The sequence below is a fragment of the Sphingomonas daechungensis genome (genome assembly GCF_039543105.1).
GTDB lineage: Bacteria > Pseudomonadota > Alphaproteobacteria > Sphingomonadales > Sphingomonadaceae > Sphingomicrobium > Sphingomicrobium daechungense.
This window is the reverse complement of sequence record NZ_BAABJC010000001.1, coordinates 2335249-2352810: the sequence shown is the minus strand read 5'-3', so window position 1 is coordinate 2352810 and position 17562 is coordinate 2335249. Positions and strand designations below refer to the sequence as shown.

Sequence of the window (17562 nt, the reverse complement as noted above, 5' to 3'; positions counted from 1 at the left end):
TTAGCGATGCCGCGCTGCAGCATCAACCTACTGAGGGCCGTTGAGATACTTCCCCAGCCAGCTGAACACCTCATCGTACCACTGAACCGAGTTCTTCGGCTTCAAAACCCAGTGGTTCTCGTCAGGGAAGATCAGCAGGCGCGAAGGAATGTCGCGCCGCTGGAGTGCCGTGAACGCCGCGATTCCCTGCGTGTAGGGAATGCGAAAGTCGTTCTCGCTGGTGATGACCAGTTGCGGCGTCTTCCACGCGGTCACGTAATTCGCCGGATTCCACTGCTCGAACGCCTGCGGGTCCTCGTAATAGGGCTTTCCGCCATGCTCCCACTCGTCGAACCACAGCTCTTCGGTTTCGTAAGCCATGGCACGGGCATCGAAGACGCCATCGTGCTGGACCAGGCACTTGAACCGATCGGGCCAGCGGCCTTCGATCCAGTTCATCATGTAGCCGCCGTAAGAGCCGCCAGCCGCGCAGGCCTTGTCGACGTCGAGCTGGGCATCGTTCGCGGTCGCGAACGCCAGGCCCTTTTGCAGATCCTCTAGCGGCCAGCCGCCCCAATTCTTGTTGATCGCGTCGGTGAAGGCCTGTCCGTATCCCGTGGAGCCGTGGAAATCGACGGACACCGCCGCATAGCCGGGACCAGTGAAAACGCGCGGATTCCAGCGGAACGACCAACTGTTCGCGAACGTGCCCTGCGGGCCGCCGTGGACAAGCAGCAGGACGGGGAGCTTGGCGGCCGCGGCGTATTGCGGGCCACCGGGCTTCAGCGTCCATCCCCAGACGACGTCGTTGTTGGCGCCCTTGAAGCTGAACTTCTTGAGGGTGACCGGGTCGAGCTTAGCGAGAAGCTCGCGGTTTGCGTACGTGAGTTGCCTGGTCTTCCCGCTACGGTTGAGGAGGTAAATGTCGTCCGGCGCCATGATGCTGTTCATGGTCGCGACCGCGCCTCCGTTCGGGAGAGCGCGGACATTGCCATAGTGACCGTCCTTGGTGAGGCGCGTGACCTTGCCGGTAAGCGCGTCGACGCGGAACACCGGCTGCTCCAGCGTATCTTCGGCGGTGACGAGCAAGCTCTTGCCGTCGCGGGCCCATTCGATCGAGCCGACGCTACGATCCCAGCCCTGCGTCAAGGCGCGGGTTTGGCCCGTCGCGAGGTCGCGAAGCTGGAGGACCTGGCGGTCGGCCTCATACCCAGCGCGCGCCATCGCGAAGTAAGCGAGCGTCCGGCCGTCGGGCGACACCGCCGGCAGGTTGTCGGTGCCGTCGTTGGCGTCGGTCAGGTTGACCGGCGGAGTGCTGCCGTCCGCGGGGCTCGCAAAGATGTCGAGGTTGGTCGAGAGCGGCTCGATCCGCCCCGCCTCACGAAGCGCGAAGAAGACGGTCTTGCCGTCCGGCGCGAAAGCGATCTCCTCGCCGCCGCCCATTGGTTTCGATGGCGTGTCGCCCTCCAACTGGCCGGTAAGGCGAACGCCACCGCCGGTCAGCTTCCCGCCTTCGATCGGGAAGGCATAGATGCGCGAACGCGTGCCCGGCTCAGCCCAGCTGTCCCAGTGACGAACGAATAGCTTGTCGTAGGTCCGGCCACTGCCCGCCGGCTTCGCTGGAAACGTCGTCGCGGCGCAGGCAAGGTCCGGGCAGTCCTTCTGATCGGCCCAGACGACGACGCGATCGCCGGCCGGCGAAAGCTTGAAGCCGGAAACGTCCGCGCCGAAATCGCTGATCTGTTGCGAAGCCCCGCCGACCGGCATGCGGAAGAGCTGGTCGCGGTCGCCTGACTTCATCAGGAAGTAGAGCGCGCCGTCACTGCCGAACACCGCGTCATGGCCCTTCTCCGCTCCGGCCACGCGCTGCGGAGTCGCACCAGGTCGGGTCAGGTCGAGGAGGTAGAGCGTATTGTTTCGCTTGTTCGCGTCGAAGTCGGTGTCGGAGATGGTGAACACCGCCCACTTGCCGTCCGGCGAGATTTCCGGCGCACCGACGCGATGCATCGACTGCATGTCGGTCGCGGTCATCGGGCGAGCAACGACTGGGGAAGCGGAAACGAACGCGGCAACCAACGCAGCCGCACGCAACGATTTTACCATGCAGGCGACCTAGCGGGGCGCGCGCCGCCGTTCAATATCCCGATGCTGACCTAAAATGCCGGGCCCTGGATCAATTTCAGGGTGACGTCAGTGCTAGACCGGCCGTCCCGTAATCCGCGAGATTTCGCGCTTCACATGCTCATCGACGAGGCGCGGAAGATTGTCGTCGAGCCATTGCTTCAGCATCGGCCGAAGCATTTCGCGGATCATGTCCTCCAGCGGATTGCCCTGCGGAGGAGGCGGGGCGCTTGCGGCGACGGTGCTGAGCTGGTCGAGCGCGCTTCGCGTGGCGCCGGCTGTCGCGGCGTCGATGAGGGGCGGGCCGGCGTCAGCCTTCAGCGCGACTTCTTCCTCCAGTTCGAGGACATCGTCGTCGGCGCTGTCCTGATAATCCTGCTGGACCTCATTGCTGGGCTGCGCGGTCCGTGCATCCTTGTCCTCCGCGATCACTTTCTTGATCGAGGCAAGGATGTCTTCCATCGAAGGTTCGCGGCCGGAAGCAATCATTTACGGCGATATCGCTTATTGCGGCGGCTGAGTCACGCCTGTCGTAGCGGGGGCGGTCACCGGTATTCCGGTCGTCGGCGGGGCGAACGGAGCCGGGACGACATCCGGAGTGACGATCGGGCTCGCCGGCATCTCGCTGGAGTCGACGGTCCGGGTTGCGACCGGCACATATTTCGGATCACGCGCCCAGTCGCTCCAATTGCCGGCGACACGGCGGTAATTGCCGAGCGGATCGTAGAGCGGTCCGCCATCGAGGCCGAGGTCCTGCGCTTCCGCCTGTCCCATCGCGTTCAGCAGCTGGAAGCCGGCGACGTACGCGTCGCGGCGCGCCGTCACGAGCAGCACCTGCGAATTCAGAAGCTCCTGTTCGGCATCGAGGACGTCGAGAACAGTTCGGGTACCGACGCTTTGCTCCGCGCGAACGCCTTCGAGGGCAAGTTCGTTGGCCTTCACGGCCACCGTTTGAGATTCGATCGCCTTTTGAGCCGCATGGTAGTTGGCGAAGGCGGCGCGGGTCGTCGAAACCACCGCGCGCTCAGTGCCGACCACCTGCTCCTGAAGCTGGCCACGGAGCGCCTCCGACTGGCGGATGCGCGCTGCGGGAAGACCGCCCTGGAACAGGGGCAGGCTGACGTTGACGCCAGCGGTCGTCTGAGTGCCGGTGTTCGGCGCAGGCCCGTTGTTGCCGTTGAGGTTGTTGAGATACGTGCCGCTGATACCTGCCGAGACACTCGGCAGGCGCGTGCCCTCTGCGACGCGGATGTCATAGCCGGCAGCCACCGTCTGACGCTGGACGGAGAGCAGATCGGGATTGTCCGCAAGCGCTATCTGAACGGCCTCGGCTTCGGTATTCGGCAGTGGCGGAAGCGGTGGCGGCGGCGCCAGCGTCCCCGGCGGATGCCCCATCACTTCGCGATAGCGCGCTTCGCTCGCGGTCTGCTGCCCGATCGCGAGCGCCAGGCGCGAGCGACCCAGCTGGAGCCGCGCCTCGGACTGAGCCACGTCGGTGCGGGTGAGATCGCCGATCTCGAAGCGGTCGTTGGTGGCCTGGAGGTTGGTCTCCAGCACCTTCACGTTGTTGGCGTTGAGCTCGACGGTGGCGCGGTCGCGAATGACGTCCATGTAGGACGCAACAGCCTGGGTGAAGACGTCACCTTCAACCGCGCGCAACGTTGCACGGCCAGCTTCAACGCGCTTCTCCGCAGCCTTGACCGAGTTTTTGACCCGACCGCCGCTGAACAACGGATAGCTGAGATCGGCGCCGACCGAGAGGGTCGGACCGCTGCCGCCAGTGTCGAGGATGCCGCTGCGCGACAGATCCTTATTGATGCCGGCGGTCGCGCTCAGCGTGGGGCGTCCGGCAGCCTTGGCGATTGCCACGTTGGCGTCGGTCGCCCGCAAGGACTCGCGCTGTCCCGTCAGTGTCGGGTTCGTCTGGTAAGCAGACACGAGCGCCTCGCGCAGCGTGTCGGCCGAAGCCGTTCCAGCCAGCAGCACTGCGGCGATGGTGGCAATGGCGGTGTTGCGGATCACGACCTACGAACTCCGGATAATCAGAAAGTGAACACTCGCGGACGCTCGAAGCCGGGCAGTGCCGGCGTCGCCATGTCCGCGATCGAGATTTGCCCGAAACCGCCTCCAACCTTGCGGCCGACGAACAGGCGCGTGATCCCCTTGTCGACGATCGCCCCGCCGAGCCGTCCGCCGTCCACAAGCTGGTCGATAAGCGCGTCGGGAACATACTCGACCGCGCCGTCGATCAGGATCAGGTCATAAGGCGCCTTGGCCGGATAGCCCTCCTGGAGCGGCCCTTCGATGGGCTTGGCGCGGTTCTTGCGGGCGATCGCAGCCAATTCCGTAGAGGACTCAAGAGCAACCACCTCAAGGCCCAGCTCGGCCATCACGGCGGCCGAATAGCCGGTTGCGGCGCCAACAATCAGCGCACGTTCGCCGCGCAAGGGCGTGAGCGCGGTCAACAGCAGGCCAAGGACGGCGGATGAGGTCAGCGCCCTGCCCTCACCGAGCGGGATCGATCGGTCGATATAGGCGAGCGGCTTCAGCTCATCGGGCACGAACTTCTCGCGCGGGACGACCGACATCGCCTCGATCACCGAGGGGTCGTTCACGCCTTGCGGGCGAAGCTGGGAATCGACCATCGCCTGGCGCGCGGCCGCATAGTCCGGAACGGGTGCGTGTGCGGTCATGACTGTTATATGCTGCTAATACACCTAGGATGCAAGGGCGGTCTTATCCGCCGACGCCGCATCCGCCAAGGGCAAGCAGTGCCCGTTGGTCGAAACTGATGGCCCGTCGGCCCGAAACCCACTCGTGCCCCTAGCCCGCCGGACTGGCGAAGGAGCGGAGCGCATCTTCGTGCGCAGGCAGCGACGCCACAGCCCTCGCGATGTTCCCCTGAAGGTTCGCGAGAGCCTCCTTCATTTGCGTTTCCGGCATCAGGCGAGCGGCAGGATGGTAACTCAACGGCTGGAGCCGCTGCCCGAGCATGACCTGGACCCAGCTGTCGATCCGGAACAGGTCGTGCGTGTCCTGGTAGACGTGCGCGGCGTCGCGGAAGAGCGCAATGCGCTGCTTCAGCGTATCGGGAATGTCGAGGTCGCGGCAGTCGCGCCAGAAGTCCGACCCTTCGCGTTCGTTCAAATGATAGTGGAGAACGATGAAGTCGCGGATGGCTTCGATCTCGCGATTGGCCTGTTCGTTGAAGCGCTCCGAGATCGCCGGGCTGACACCGCGCGATGGGAAAACCTGGAGAAGCCGCGTCACCGCAATCATGATCAGGTGGATGCTGGTCGATTCCAGCGGCTCGATAAAGCCGCTCGATAGGCCGAGCGCGATGCAGTTCTTCACCCAGACCTGGGGGCGCTGGCCCGCCTTGAAGCGGATCAGCCGCGGCTCGATCAACACATCGCCTTCGAGCTTTTCATTCAGCAATTCGCGCGCTCGTTCGTCGCTCATGTGAGCGCTCGAATAGACCAGCCCATTGCCGACGCGGTGCTGGAGCGGGATCTTCCAGCGCCAGCCCGCCTCATGCGCCATCGCCCGCGTGTACGGCCGCGGCGATTCGACCTGCCTCGTCTGCACCGCGAGCGCGCTGTCGGTCGGAAGCCACTTCGACCAGTCCTCGAACTTGCAGCCGAGCGCCTTGTCGATCAGCAGTGCGCGGAAGCCCGTGCAGTCGATGAACAGGTCGCCCTCGACGACTTGCCCGTCCTCCAGCACGAGCGCTTCGATGTCGCCGGTTTCGCCATTCTGGCGAACCTCGCCAATCTTTCCCTCGACCCGGCGAACGCCGGCAGCCTCGGCGAGCCCGCGCAGGTAGCGGCCATAGAGGCCGGCATCGAGGTGATAGGCGTAGTTGAGCGGCACGTTGCCGGACGCCGCGAAACGCCCCTGAGCAGCTGCTTCATGCTCCAGGCAATAGGGCCCAATGTCCTGCGCGATCCCGAGTTCGTGCGCGCGGAGCCAAAAGTGGTGGAAATCGACCATCCAGGTCGACCGGCCGATCGCACCGAACGAATGAATGTAGCGGTCGCCTTCCCGCGCCCAGTCCTCGAACGAAATGCCGAGCTTGAAGGTCGAGCCGGTCGCGCGCACGAAGTCCGCTTCGTCGATGCCCATATATTCGTGGAACGTCCGCGCCGTCGGGATGGTCGATTCGCCGACTCCGACCGTCCCGATCTCGTCGGATTCGACGAGGGTGATGTCGAGCAGGCCGCCGAGCTGATTCACCAACGCATAGGCTGCGATCCAGCCGGCAGTCCCGCCGCCCGCGATCACGATGCGCTTGATCTTCTGTCCATCCATCTTAGCGATTGAGCCTTTGCAGGAGGTCGGCGCGCAAGCGGCGCGCCATCGTATCGTCGAGCGGCGAGAGGACGCCGCGCGCATGCTCCGGAAGATGCGCGCCCGCTCGCGCACCGTCTCCGAACACGTAATAGTCGAACAGGGTCTTCCAGGCCGCCTTCTCCGCTTCGGGGCGGTCGCGGAGGCTGAGGATCGCGTGCAGCAAGGTCGTCATCGGGCTGTCGACGAAGCGCGGCGTCGCGTTCCACCAGTAGTTGATCATCACGTTGAAGGGGTCGAGCGCCTCGACATTGTGCCACCACATTGCAGGGTAGATCAGCAAGTCCCCCGGTTCGAGTTCCGCCACCTGGGCCGCTTCCAGAGCTTCGCGAAACGACGGGAAGCGCTCGAAGTCCGGATCGCGCAGGTCGACCATGCTGACGACCTGGCCGCCAGGTGTCGGCTCCAGCGGTCCCGGGTGCAGGTTCGCGATCTGGTCCGGCGGGAAGAGCGTGAAGCGACGATGCCCGACGAGGTTGCACGCGATGTTGTTCGAGAAATCGTAATGCGTGCTGGCAATCGTCCGGTTGCCGATCCAGATGCTGGCGATCGGCGGATGCGTGTCGAAGGGCGCGAGGGTCGCAGGTAGCCGGTTCTCGCTTGCCAGCTCGGGCAGGAAGAACTCGAGGTCGGTCGAGCCAATGTAAAACGATGGCGCGTCAGGATCGTCGAGGTGATCGGCGATACGCTGGAGAAAATCCTTTAGCGGCACGCGCCTGGCGTCGAAGTTCAGGCCGCTGACGTCCTCATTGTAGAAGAACCGGCCGCCAATCTCGGGCGCGCCGGTGTAGCCGACAACGGGCCGGCCGGCGTCGAAGCCTGAAAGATAGTCGATGGCCGCTCGCGGGCCTTGCAGCCCCCGCTGCACCAACGGCCAGTCCTTCACGACGCCTTTCAGGATTGCGGGCTCGCCGTGGTCAATCAGGGCTTGGATGGGCAGCGCATCGGCCCGCAACCCTTCGATGATGCGGGCGCTCTTCATCCCGCCAGGACCGGCGCGCCTTCAATCTTGCGCCGCTTGCGTTCGACGAGCCGGTTCATATTCGGAAGCGAAGAGCGAATGAAGATCGCCGGGGCGAGAAAGCCCTCGCGATGGAGCCGCTCGAGCTGGTCGCTTGCCAGCGCCTGAAATTGCTCCATGCCGATCGTGAACATCTCGCCGAGGCGATAGTGCGTCCCGTCTCCGAGCTGAACGTCGATGTCGAGCGGCTGGATAAGACCCAGTTCCTCGAACAACGCGAACATCAGGGGTGACGCCACAAGGCCTTCATGGATCAGGCCCAGCCTGCTGGTCACCATGTCGAGATAGGCGCTGTTGCCTCCGTGCTCCCTGAATAACGGCTCGCCGCTCTCCGACCCCACGCGTGGGTCGTCCATATCGATATGCACGGCCAGTGCTGGTTCGGCCCCGTCGATGCCTTCGCGAATACCGAGGAAGAAGGGGCCGCGAGCAATCGTGGCTGGGATGTAGCGGGCGTCCCATCGGTCGCCGTCGAGGAAAAGATTCTCACCCTTGTCGAGGCCGAGCAGCGCAACGGCGACGTACCGGCCATCCTGGTCCTTGCGAATGAAGATCGGATATTCCCGCTGAACCTCCTCGAACTCGCCGGGGACGACGAGCGCCTGGTTCACAAGGTCGCGGTCTGCGCTGGCGATGGTCGCGACACGCAGCGACTGGTGCTCGACATTGTCCAGCGGAACCCGGTTCGACAAAACCCACCCCTACAAACGGAATGATGCCGCTGCCCTGGGGCAGCGGCATCACACTTACTGCTTACTAACAGACCTTATCCAGTGCGAAGCTTCCTAGCCACGCTCCGGTGCCGGCGGCGGCGGCGGAGGCGGAGGCGGCGGAACCGGGCACGCGTCGGTCGCCAGGATCACCGATCCGTCGGAGCAGGTCTGCGTCGCCGGAGGTGGCGGCGGAGGCGGAGGCGGCGGCGGGGGCGGAGGCGGCGGCGGTGCAACCGTATCTCCACCGAACCGGTACCGGGCGCCGAGGTAGTAGCGAGCATGCCCTTCCTGAGCGAAGAACAGCTGCTTCTTGCTGCGGCCGTAGACCCGGAGATCCTCACCAAGGACGTTCACGCCTTCGAATGACACCGAGAAGTGATTGTTGAGCTCATATCCCAGTGAGAAATCGAGGGTTCCGTAAGGCTCGAAGTACCGCGGATTGCGGCTGCCGCCGTTGTTCACGGAAGCCAGGAACGTCCCGCGCCAATTGTATGCAACGCGGGCCGAGAAACCCCACTTTTCGAAGATACCGGTGATGTTTGCGCTGTCGCTAAGACCGGTCAGCGCGAACACGTTGGTCCCCGGCGGAGAGCCGCGGTCGAAGTCCACGTCGCCGAACACCTTGGTCAGAGAGCCGGCGATACCGAAGCCGCTGTCCCCGAAGAAGTGCTGACCCTGGAGCTCGAAGCCGTAGATCTTGCCAGTCCGGTTGTTGATCGGCCGGGTGACCGCGAACGTGAAGAACGGATCGTTGGCATCCGGAACGACGTTCACCGCCGCGAGGACCTGGTCCACGAAGGCCTGGTTCAGTTGCTGCGTGGCCACGTTGTAGTTGGCCATGAACTGAGCGTCGGCCGCTGCAGTGCTGCCGCCGTTCTGGATCAGCAACGCAGTGTACGTGAACATGCTCACGTCGCTGACCGGCACGCCGAGCGAGCCGAGCTGACTGACGGCCAGTCCGGACCGGCTTCCCGCTGCGCCGGAGCTCGGGTCCCTAAGTCCGAACAGCTGTTCGTCGAAGGTGCCCTGCCCAACAAAGTTCTTCACGCTCTTGGCGAAGAAGCCTGCCGAGACATAGCTGGAGGGCGCGTAGTACCACTCGAGGCTGATATCGAGGTTGCTCGAAACCAGCGGCTTCAGGTCGGGATCACCGCCGTTGCCGGTTGCAACACCGCCAAGGAACGTCGGACGGTTCGGAGCATTGGCTGAAACCGACGCGAACAGGTTCCCGTAGTCAGGCCGTGCGAGCGTCTTGCTGAGCGAGACACGCGCGACGACCTTGTCCATCGGTTCGATCCGGAAATCGATCGACGGCAGGAAGTTCGTGTACTGTCCCTTCGACGTCAAACCGCTGACGCTGGAGCTGACGACGCGGCTGAAGTCGTTGTCGCTGTCCCACTGGATGTACGCCGGGATGGCCTGGAGCGTGAAGGAATTGACCTTCGTGGTTTCCCACCTGACGCCGCCGACGACGCTTGCCGGCCGACCGACAAAATCACCCTTCCAGCTAAGCTGGGCGTAGAGTGACGTGACCTTCTCCGTGACGCGATCGTAGTCATTGGCAGTGATGCCCACCGCGTTACCGGGTTGCGTCCCCGGGGTCAGCGGCTGGCCGTCCGCTGCATATGCTGGCGACAGGATCTCGTACATTTCGACGGCATTGCCGCGGAACGCGACGTCTGCGCTCGTCGGGTTGAAGTGATCGAACTGGCAAGCGAGACAGAACTGGTGAACCAGGTTGCCGGTCAGCTGCTGGATGTCGCCGACTTGTCCGATACCCCAGTCACCGAGCTGCTGCTGGGTCTGGATACGAGTGCTCGTCATCCTCGAATTGATGCGAGCTCCGCCGACATCGAAGCGAGCGCCGCCTCCGAAGTCCCACCCGAGATCGGCGCGGAACTGGTTGACGCGGTGGGTCTGGCTCGTCGTCGCGGTACGCGCGATCTGCGTGCCCAAGTCGCCGATATCCAGGATACCATTGTTATTGCCGCGGTCGTCCGGCGTACCGGCGATGCCGTCGACACCAAGGCCGCTATCGTTCAGCGTCCAATCCTGAAGCGGGATGTCGCCGCTGTAGTCGACCGAGTGAGCGTCGACGACCGGGGCGCCCATGCCAACCAAAGTCGAGCTGGTCCCATTGGGAGCGTCCGGCGTTGTGCGGGACTTGGACGTATTGCCGTCCAGGTTAAGCGTCAGCCCATCGACGATTTCCCAGTTGGCATTCACGCCATAGCTGGTGAGCTTGGTCTTTAGCGCACGATAAACCTGTTCGAAGCCAATGTCCTTCGTCCCGTAGCCGACGCCTTCGTCGAGATAGATCGCGGTCGCTACCACCGGGTCGTTGTCGAAGGTCACATTGTCGAACGGCCGGTTGAACCAGTTCGTCTGCTCGGCCCGTTCCTCACGCACTTTGTTCTGAGCGAACAGTGCATCTCCAGTGATGGTCAGAGTCTCGATCGGCTTGAACTGGACAACGCCGCTGACATTGATGCGCTCGCGGTTGAACTTCGAATAATCGTACCGGCTGTCGTTCGGGATGGCGACGAGCTGGTTCGGATCCGACGGCGCATTCTGGATCACCGTGCTCGGTCCGCGGCCCGGCATCGAGCTGAACGGAGCGATATTCCAGTCGTTGGAGATGGCGCCCGCCGCCTCATTCTTGCGCTTCTGATAGGCGCCGAAAATGCTGAAGCCGACCGTATCGGCATCGTTGGACCAGCCGATCACACCAGACGCTTCAGGCGTGACCTTAAAGCTCGAGAGACTGGTGTCCCACAGCGCCTTGCCGCCGACATTGCCCCACAGGCCCGTCCTTCCATCTTCGAGCGGACGTTGCGTGACGATGTCGATCGTGGCGCCGATGCCGCCCGACGGAATCGCCGCACGTCCGGTCTTGAAGACCTCGAGGCGAGACACGCCTTCGGAGGCGAGGTTCGAGAAGTCGAAGGAGCGGCTGGTCGCGCGACCGAAGTCACCGCCGTCCGTTCCGACCAGGTCGACCTGCGAGGTCGCCAGCTGGCGGCCGTTGACCGTCACCAGGTTGAACTGGGGACCGAAGCCGCGAACGGTGACAGTGGAGCCTTCGCCACCGCGACGCTCAATGGAGACGCCCGGAATGCGCTGGAGCGATTCGGCGAGGTTTGTATCCGGGAACTTGCCGATTTCTTCGGCAGAAACGGCATCGACGACGCCGGTCGCGTTGCGCTTGATGTCGCGGGCGCGCTCGTACGAGGCGCGGACACCGGTAACGACGATCTCGTTCGTTGCCGCATCGTCATCACCCGGCGGCGTGCCGGCTTCGGCCGGGTTGGCGGCACTATCAGCCGGAGGCGCTTCAGGGGTGGAAGGTTGTGTCTGGGCGTAGGCCGGAAATGCTACGGTGCACGTTGCGATGATCGATGCGCCAATCAGCAAGGAGCGGCGAACCGCCGAAACGCCCTGCTCGTCGGACGGAATCCGACCCCCAGTAACTGCCATGTGTCTCTCCCCTGTATAGTCCGTTTCGCACCGCTAAGCCCCATTTGTTAGCGGTAACATCTCTCCACCTTATGTCGGCGCCTCAGAATCACGTTAGCGCTAACAGAAGAGCCGGAGTTGTTTCACTTAAGTTAGAGTATTTCAAGAGGGGGCTTCGAGCCGTGACAACTTCTCACCGGAAGTGAACAAGTCGGGGCGTTGCGGTCCTGGCGACAATCCGTTGCTTTGGAGCGACAGGATGCTGTTTCGCCCGCTGCCGTTGGCGGCATGATTCGCGGTTGCCTTCCAAATCTTGAGATGCCATCAGCACTCGCGCCTGGCGTGCTCGCCAGGACATTGCCGCGATCGGATCATTCTTGCTTCGGACGCGGTTCGCCTCAACAGAATTGTTCGACGATTCTGGTCGGTTAAGGCCCGATGGCGGAGTGGTTACGCAGAGGACTGCAAATCCTTGCACGCCGGTTCGATTCCGGCTCGGGCCTCCATCCTCATTCCCTTAATTCGGTTCGTCCGCCGTTGCGGCGATCATGCGATGGCGAACGCAAGCAGCAGGAACAGGATGATGCCGATCGCGATGGCGGGGCCCGGTCGGAGACCCGCAAGGCCAAGTCGAGATTCGCGCCAGCCGTGGCGGTAAAGCAACACTAGCCCCACATTAGCAGCGCGGCTGCAACCGGCAACGTCACGTCAAAAGGAAACGGCGCCCCATCCGGAAGATGGGACGCCGTCCTTAACTGCCGTGAGGCGTTCCTTAGAAAGCCAGGCTGAGCGTTCCCGAAATCGTGCGCGGAGCGCCGATCTGGACAAAGTTCGGGTTGCCGTAGCTGGTGCCGCTGAACGCCTGGTTCAGGCCACCGTTGAAACCGCCGACATAGAATTCGTCGAACAGGTTGTAGACGTTGAGCTGGAAGTAGCTCTTTTCCAGGCCCTTGAGCATCGTCAGCTTCACGCGAGCGTCCAGGTTGACGAGCGTGTAGGCCGGCGCCTTGGACGGGAAGATCTCGACCGCCGAAGGGCTGCCGATCGTTCCCGAATAAGTCGGCAGGTTCGTGTCGAACACGTAGCGCGGACCGGTCCGCTTCACGGTCGCGCCCAGCTCGAAGATGCTGAAGCGGCCGACCGCCGATCCACCGAAGGAGTACTTTGGCGAACCCGATTCGTACTTGCCCTTGGTGAAGGCGCAGCTGCGAATAATGTCGGCTTGGGTCGCACCCGCCGGAACGTTGTCGCAGTCCGTCACCTGGTTCACGCCAGTGCCGAAGCGGCCAATCTGGATATTGTCCTGGATCTTCGAGCGCATCCACGAACCGAACGCATAAAGCGTCAGCTCCTTCATCGGCTCGTAGGCGACAGAGCCGTCGATACCCCACTTATTCACGCGGCCGAGGTTTCGGTACACGGTCTTGTCCAGTTCAGGATCGTAGGCGGAGGCCAGTCGATCGTTGAACTTCGTGTACCAGCCAGCGACCTGCGCCTGGATCTTGGAGCTCGAGTAGCGAAGACCCGTGTCGAACGAGTCCGTCGTTTCCGGCGTCGGCTTGGCCTGTGCCGTGCCTTCGGGGAAGTAGAACGCGTTGTACAGATTGTCCGTGCTCGGGACCGAGATGTTCTTCGTGTAGTTCGCGAAGGCCGAAATCGCGTTCGTGAAGTTGTACACGAGGCCCAGGTCTGGAAGGAACTTGTGATACTTCAGGACCCGGTGACCCGGAGGCGAGAAGCCGGTGATGGCGCCCGTCGTCGGGTTGAAGGTGTACGGGTTGTTCGCCGCGATGACGGCGTCGAGGGCCGCATCCTGGCCGCTGCATTCCACGAAGCCGCTAGCCGACGAGGTGAAGCAGAAGTTCTCCAGGTCACGTTTGAAGTACGGCATGCTCGCGCCGAGCACTACCCGCAGCGGGCCGAACTGGCCGCGATACTGTGCCGCGAACTTGTTCAGGATGGCGTAGGACTGACGGTCACGCTTCTGGAGGTCGAAGCCTGACTTCACAGCGATCGGGTCGTTGACGGGAAATACGTCCACAGGCTCGCCATTCGACTTCACATATCCGACCTGACCGGTCTGGCGGTGGTTCGAATAGTCATGCGTGTATGTCGCGCGAACGATGTGATCCGGGTTGATCTCGTAGGCGAGGCCCGCAACCACCGCGTAACGCCGCGTGCGGGTCTGGCTTGGCGCGAGGACCGTCACCTGGTCGAGCACGTCGCCATCGCCGTTCAGGTCGACACCGTTCAGGTACGGGCTTCCGCCGAAGTAGCCGCCGACGCAGGTGATGTTCACGTTCGGAGCCGCCGTCGAGCAGTTCGCACGGCCACCGGTCGGGTTGATGTCGTAACCAAATTCACGGGCGGTCGCCGTGCCGCCGCCATTGGCCTTGGTGTACTGGTAGCTCGGGTCGACCGTGAGGGTCAGCGCGTCGGTCAGCGAGAAACGCGAGTTGCCGCGGATGTTGACGCTGTTCGACGGGTTGTAGCGCCGATCGAACTCGGTGCCGCAAGTGTTCGCCAGATCGGCGAGACCCGGGCGCGCGACGGCGGTCTGGCACGGGAAGTTGATGTCGTACTCGCGCTCGTCGTTGTTGCGCGGGAAGCGATTTCCGGTGCCCGAGCCAACCGTTCGGTTGGCGTCCCAGCGAAGCGGAAGCGAGCCGAAAAAGTTGTTGCGGTCCTGATTGTAGCGGCCAGCGATCGAGATGAAGTCGCCGTTGCTGCCGATCGGCTGATAGATTTTGGCGTTATACTGCTGGCGCTTCAGTTTGCCGTAGTTGTTGAAGGGGTTGTCGTAGCCCGACATGCTGGCGGCGACGAACGCGCGCGTGCCCCACTTGGTGAACTCACCCGTGTCGAACATGCCGAAGAAGCGGCGATAATCATATTCACCGAGCGAGATGTTCACCAGGCCGCCCGGCGTCGTCGAAGGCGTGCGCGTGCGCTGGTTGATCGTGCCACCGACAGCAGAGGCCGTCGGAGAGTCGACGTCGGTCGAGCCGAGGTTGACGTTGACCTGCTCGATCAGCTCCGGATCGATCGAGAAGTTCGAGTAGATGTTATAGTTGCCGCTGTCGTTCAGCTGGATTCCGTCAAGCGTGTAGCTAACGCGCGTCGAATCGAAGCCCCGCATGGTGAGCGTGCCGCCCGCGTTGCCGTAGGCATCGTTGTTCTGGAAGCTGACGCCCGGAACGATGTTGATCGTGTCGAGGACCGTCTGGCCGGGGCCGCTGCGGCTGATCATTTCCTGCGTGACGACGGCCTTGGCCTTGGTCGCGTCGGGAGTCTGGATGCCTCCGACGTCCTTGGTCCGGCTTCCGGTGACGACGATCGCTTCCTTGTCGAATTCGACCGAGCCGGTGGACTGGGCGTAGGCGGTGGCAGGCATGAACAATGCCGCCGTGGTGCACAGCAGAAACGCTCTTTTCACGTAAAACCCCGATGGTTGATTTAGATAACCCGGGGAGAATCCCCGAGTGCGACCCCCGCCGCTAAGGGGCCTTTAAGACGAGTCCGTGACAGCCGGAACCGCAAGAGTCCGGAATCCTGCGGACTGTGGCAGTTGCGCAACGAAACTGATCGAAAATTGATGAGAATGACTAGTTTGCTGCGTCGAGCTTACGTCCCAGCGACACAAACAGATACACCGCTGGTGGGACCAGGACGGCGGACAGGACGACCTTCGCCACCATCTGTCCCAGCAACAGCTCCGTGATCGGGAAGACTCCGTAAAACGCGACCGTGATGAATATCAGGGTGTCGACGATCTGACTGAGCACACTTGCGATCCCGGCGCGAAGCCAGAGCAGGCCCTTGCCTTCCCGCGCCTTGAGCCGGCTGAAGATGGTGACATTGAGGAGCGTCGAGATTCCGTAGGCAAGGATCCCACCGAGCCATATCCGCGGGGTTCCGCCCATCACCGTTTCGAAAGCCGAAAGCCGGGCGGGGTCCATCTCGGGCGAGGCCGGGACCCGAAGCACGATGATGCTGAGCGCGAGCGACACTAGCAGCGGAATAAAACCAATCAGCACCAGGCGGTTCGCTGTCTCCCGCCCGTGCAGCTCGGCGACCGCGCTAGAGGTGACGACCAGCAGCAGGAAGGCAAAGATTCCTGCTTCGACGGCAAGCGGACCGAGTGCGACCTGCTTGTTGCCGAGGACGCCGGCGATACAGACCATGCCGCCATAGAAGATGGCATAGGCAAACAGCGACATTGGCATGGATCGGGCGGATTGCGGCGCGTCTGAGGCCGCCTGGACTTCGGTCGTCATGGCCGCTGGCCTAGCTGCTTTGCGGCGAACTTCAAGAACGCCAATTGACCGAGCGGCTTAGCCCCCGCTACCCGACGCCCCCGTGATTCCCGGAGCCCTGGACATTGTCGCGATCGGCGACGCGATCGTCGACGTGATCGCGACAGCGGAAGATTCGTTTCTGCAAGCGCACGGCTTGACCAAGGGATCGATGCAATTGCTGACGCCCGAGCAAGCGGATGCGCTGTACGCCGCAATGGGCCCGGCTCGCGAGATCAGCGGCGGCTCGGCGGCGAACAGCATGGCCGGTGTTGCGGCGCTGGGATTGAACGCCGGGTTCATCGGGCAGGTGGCTGACGACCAGCTCGGCGACATCTTCGCGCACGACATGAAGTCGCTGGGCGTGCGGTTCGAAACTCCGCCGATCGGCTATGGCCCGCCGACCGGCCGCTGCCTGATTATCGTCACGCCCGACGCGCAGCGGACGATGAACACATGCCCGGGAGCGAGTCATGAACTGACCCCCCAGAGGCTGGACGAGCAAATGATCCGCTCGGCCTCGATCACCTTCCTGGAGGGATATCTTTGGGGTCCGGAGCGCCCGCGCCACGCGATGCTCCGCGCCGCCCAGATGGCGCACGAAGCGGAGCGCACCGTCGCCTTCACATTGTCGGAAAGCCTGTGCATTCCGGGCCGCAAGGAAGGCGTGCTTGGAATGATCGAGGGCGGGATGATCGACGTGCTCTTCGCCAACGAGGACGAAGCTCTTCTGCTAGCGGGTGCGGGTGACCTCGACAGCGCGATCGCGAAGCTGTCGCCGCTGGTTTCGACCTTGATCGTGACGCGCGGACCCGCCGGCGCGCTCGGAATGGAAGCCGGCCGTCGCGTCGAAGTCCCAGCGGCGCATGTCGAGAAGGTCGTTGACACGACCGGCGCTGGCGATCTCTTTGCCGCCGGTTTCCTTGCCGCTCGCTGCCGCGCCCGCCCGCTCCAGCGCTGCCTCGAAGCCGGTTCCCAGGCTGCCGCCGAGGTCATTTCGCACTTCGGCGCGCGTCCCGAAGCAAACCTCAAGGACTTGGTCCGGCTGTGAACAATCTGAAGCGCCTCGCCGTCTACTGCGGTTCTGCCCCGGGTACCGACCCCGACTTCGCGGACGCGACGCGGGCAACGGCGGCGGCGATGGTCAGCAACGGTGTCGAGCTCGTTTACGGGGGCGGCCGCCTTGGCCTCATGGGCCTTGTCGCAGACTCCGTGCTCGAGCTTGGCGGCAAGGTGTACGGCGTCATTCCCGATGCGCTGGTCGACCTGGAGGTCGCCCACACGGGGGTGACCGAGCTCTATCGCGTGCCCAACATGCATGAGCGCAAGGCGAAGATGACCGACCTCGCCGACGCGTTCGTCGCCTTGCCGGGCGGGATCGGCACCTTCGACGAATTGTTCGAAGCGTGGAGCTGGAATGCGCTCGGCTATCACGCCAAGCCCTTCTGCCTGCTCAATGTCGCCGGCTTCTGGGACGGCATGATCCACTTCATTGACCATGCGACGGACAGCGGCTTCCTCTCGCAATCGCGTCGAAAGCAGCTTCTCGTCGCGCAGACGCCGGACGAGGCGCTCAATCTGCTGGACGAAGCCGCCGGACGCGCTACGCAAGGCATGGTCTGGTAAG

12 protein-coding genes and 1 tRNA gene are annotated in these 17562 nt (G+C 63.4%); 3 read left to right on the top strand and 10 right to left on the bottom strand.

The genetic code is table 11. The features are described from left to right. Nucleotides 1-27: 27 nt before the first annotated feature. From ABD928_RS12270 to ABD928_RS12235, 8 genes are all read right to left on the bottom strand, one after another. Nucleotides 28-2082 carry a S9 family peptidase gene (locus tag ABD928_RS12270; RefSeq protein WP_187715004.1) on the bottom strand — a complete coding sequence of 685 codons (2055 nt, stop codon included), beginning with the start codon at nucleotides 2080-2082 and terminating at the stop codon, nucleotides 28-30. 93 nt (nucleotides 2083-2175) lie between these two features. Next, nucleotides 2176-2562 carry a DUF2497 domain-containing protein gene (locus ABD928_RS12265; RefSeq protein WP_187715753.1) on the bottom strand — a complete coding sequence of 129 codons (387 nt, stop codon included), beginning with the start codon at nucleotides 2560-2562 and terminating at the stop codon, nucleotides 2176-2178. Between the two features lie 42 nt (nucleotides 2563-2604). Further along, on the bottom strand, nucleotides 2605-4122 hold the full coding sequence (locus ABD928_RS12260; protein ID WP_223276431.1) for a TolC family outer membrane protein: 1518 nt from the start codon (nucleotides 4120-4122) through the stop codon (nucleotides 2605-2607). Between the two features lie 20 nt (nucleotides 4123-4142). After that, on the bottom strand, nucleotides 4143-4793 hold the full coding sequence (locus ABD928_RS12255) for a protein-L-isoaspartate O-methyltransferase family protein (protein ID WP_187715005.1): 651 nt from the start codon (nucleotides 4791-4793) through the stop codon (nucleotides 4143-4145). Between the two features lie 130 nt (nucleotides 4794-4923). Continuing rightward, a complete protein-coding gene (locus ABD928_RS12250; RefSeq protein ID WP_187715006.1) occupies nucleotides 4924-6411 on the bottom strand; it encodes a tryptophan halogenase family protein in 1488 nt (495 codons plus the stop codon). A gap of 1 nt (nucleotide 6412) precedes the next feature. Then, on the bottom strand, nucleotides 6413-7432 hold the full coding sequence (locus ABD928_RS12245; RefSeq protein WP_345169175.1) for a cupin-like domain-containing protein: 1020 nt from the start codon (nucleotides 7430-7432) through the stop codon (nucleotides 6413-6415). After that, nucleotides 7429-8163: a SapC family protein gene (locus ABD928_RS12240; RefSeq protein WP_345169172.1), complete on the bottom strand. Its 735-nt coding sequence runs from the start codon at nucleotides 8161-8163 to the stop codon at nucleotides 7429-7431. The genes ABD928_RS12245 and ABD928_RS12240 overlap by 4 nt, the downstream gene beginning before the upstream one ends. A gap of 93 nt (nucleotides 8164-8256) precedes the next feature. Then, a complete protein-coding gene (locus ABD928_RS12235; protein ID WP_345169169.1) occupies nucleotides 8257-11661 on the bottom strand; it encodes a TonB-dependent receptor in 3405 nt (1134 codons plus the stop codon). A gap of 411 nt (nucleotides 11662-12072) precedes the next feature. Here ABD928_RS12235 and ABD928_RS12230 point away from each other — a divergent pair. Next, nucleotides 12073-12146 (top strand) — tRNA-Cys (locus ABD928_RS12230). Between the two features lie 266 nt (nucleotides 12147-12412). Here the strand turns inward: ABD928_RS12230 and ABD928_RS12225 are convergent. Both ABD928_RS12225 and ABD928_RS12220 read right to left on the bottom strand, forming a co-directional pair. After that, nucleotides 12413-15076: a TonB-dependent receptor gene (locus ABD928_RS12225; protein ID WP_345169167.1), complete on the bottom strand. Its 2664-nt coding sequence runs from the start codon at nucleotides 15074-15076 to the stop codon at nucleotides 12413-12415. Between the two features lie 169 nt (nucleotides 15077-15245). After that, complete coding sequence (locus ABD928_RS12220) at nucleotides 15246-15917, bottom strand: queuosine precursor transporter (RefSeq protein ID WP_345169164.1); 672 nt, start codon at nucleotides 15915-15917, stop codon at nucleotides 15246-15248. An 82-nt stretch (nucleotides 15918-15999) separates the two neighbouring features. Between ABD928_RS12220 and ABD928_RS12215 the strand changes: the two genes are divergently transcribed. Beyond that, the gene (locus ABD928_RS12215) at nucleotides 16000-16986 is read left to right on the top strand and encodes an adenosine kinase (protein ID WP_345169161.1); all 987 of its coding nucleotides are present in this window, start codon (nucleotides 16000-16002) and stop codon (nucleotides 16984-16986) included. Continuing rightward, nucleotides 16983-17561: an LOG family protein gene (locus tag ABD928_RS12210; RefSeq protein WP_345169158.1), complete on the top strand. Its 579-nt coding sequence runs from the start codon at nucleotides 16983-16985 to the stop codon at nucleotides 17559-17561. Before ABD928_RS12215 ends, ABD928_RS12210 begins: the two co-directional genes overlap by 4 nt. Nucleotide 17562: the final 1 nt, after the last annotated feature.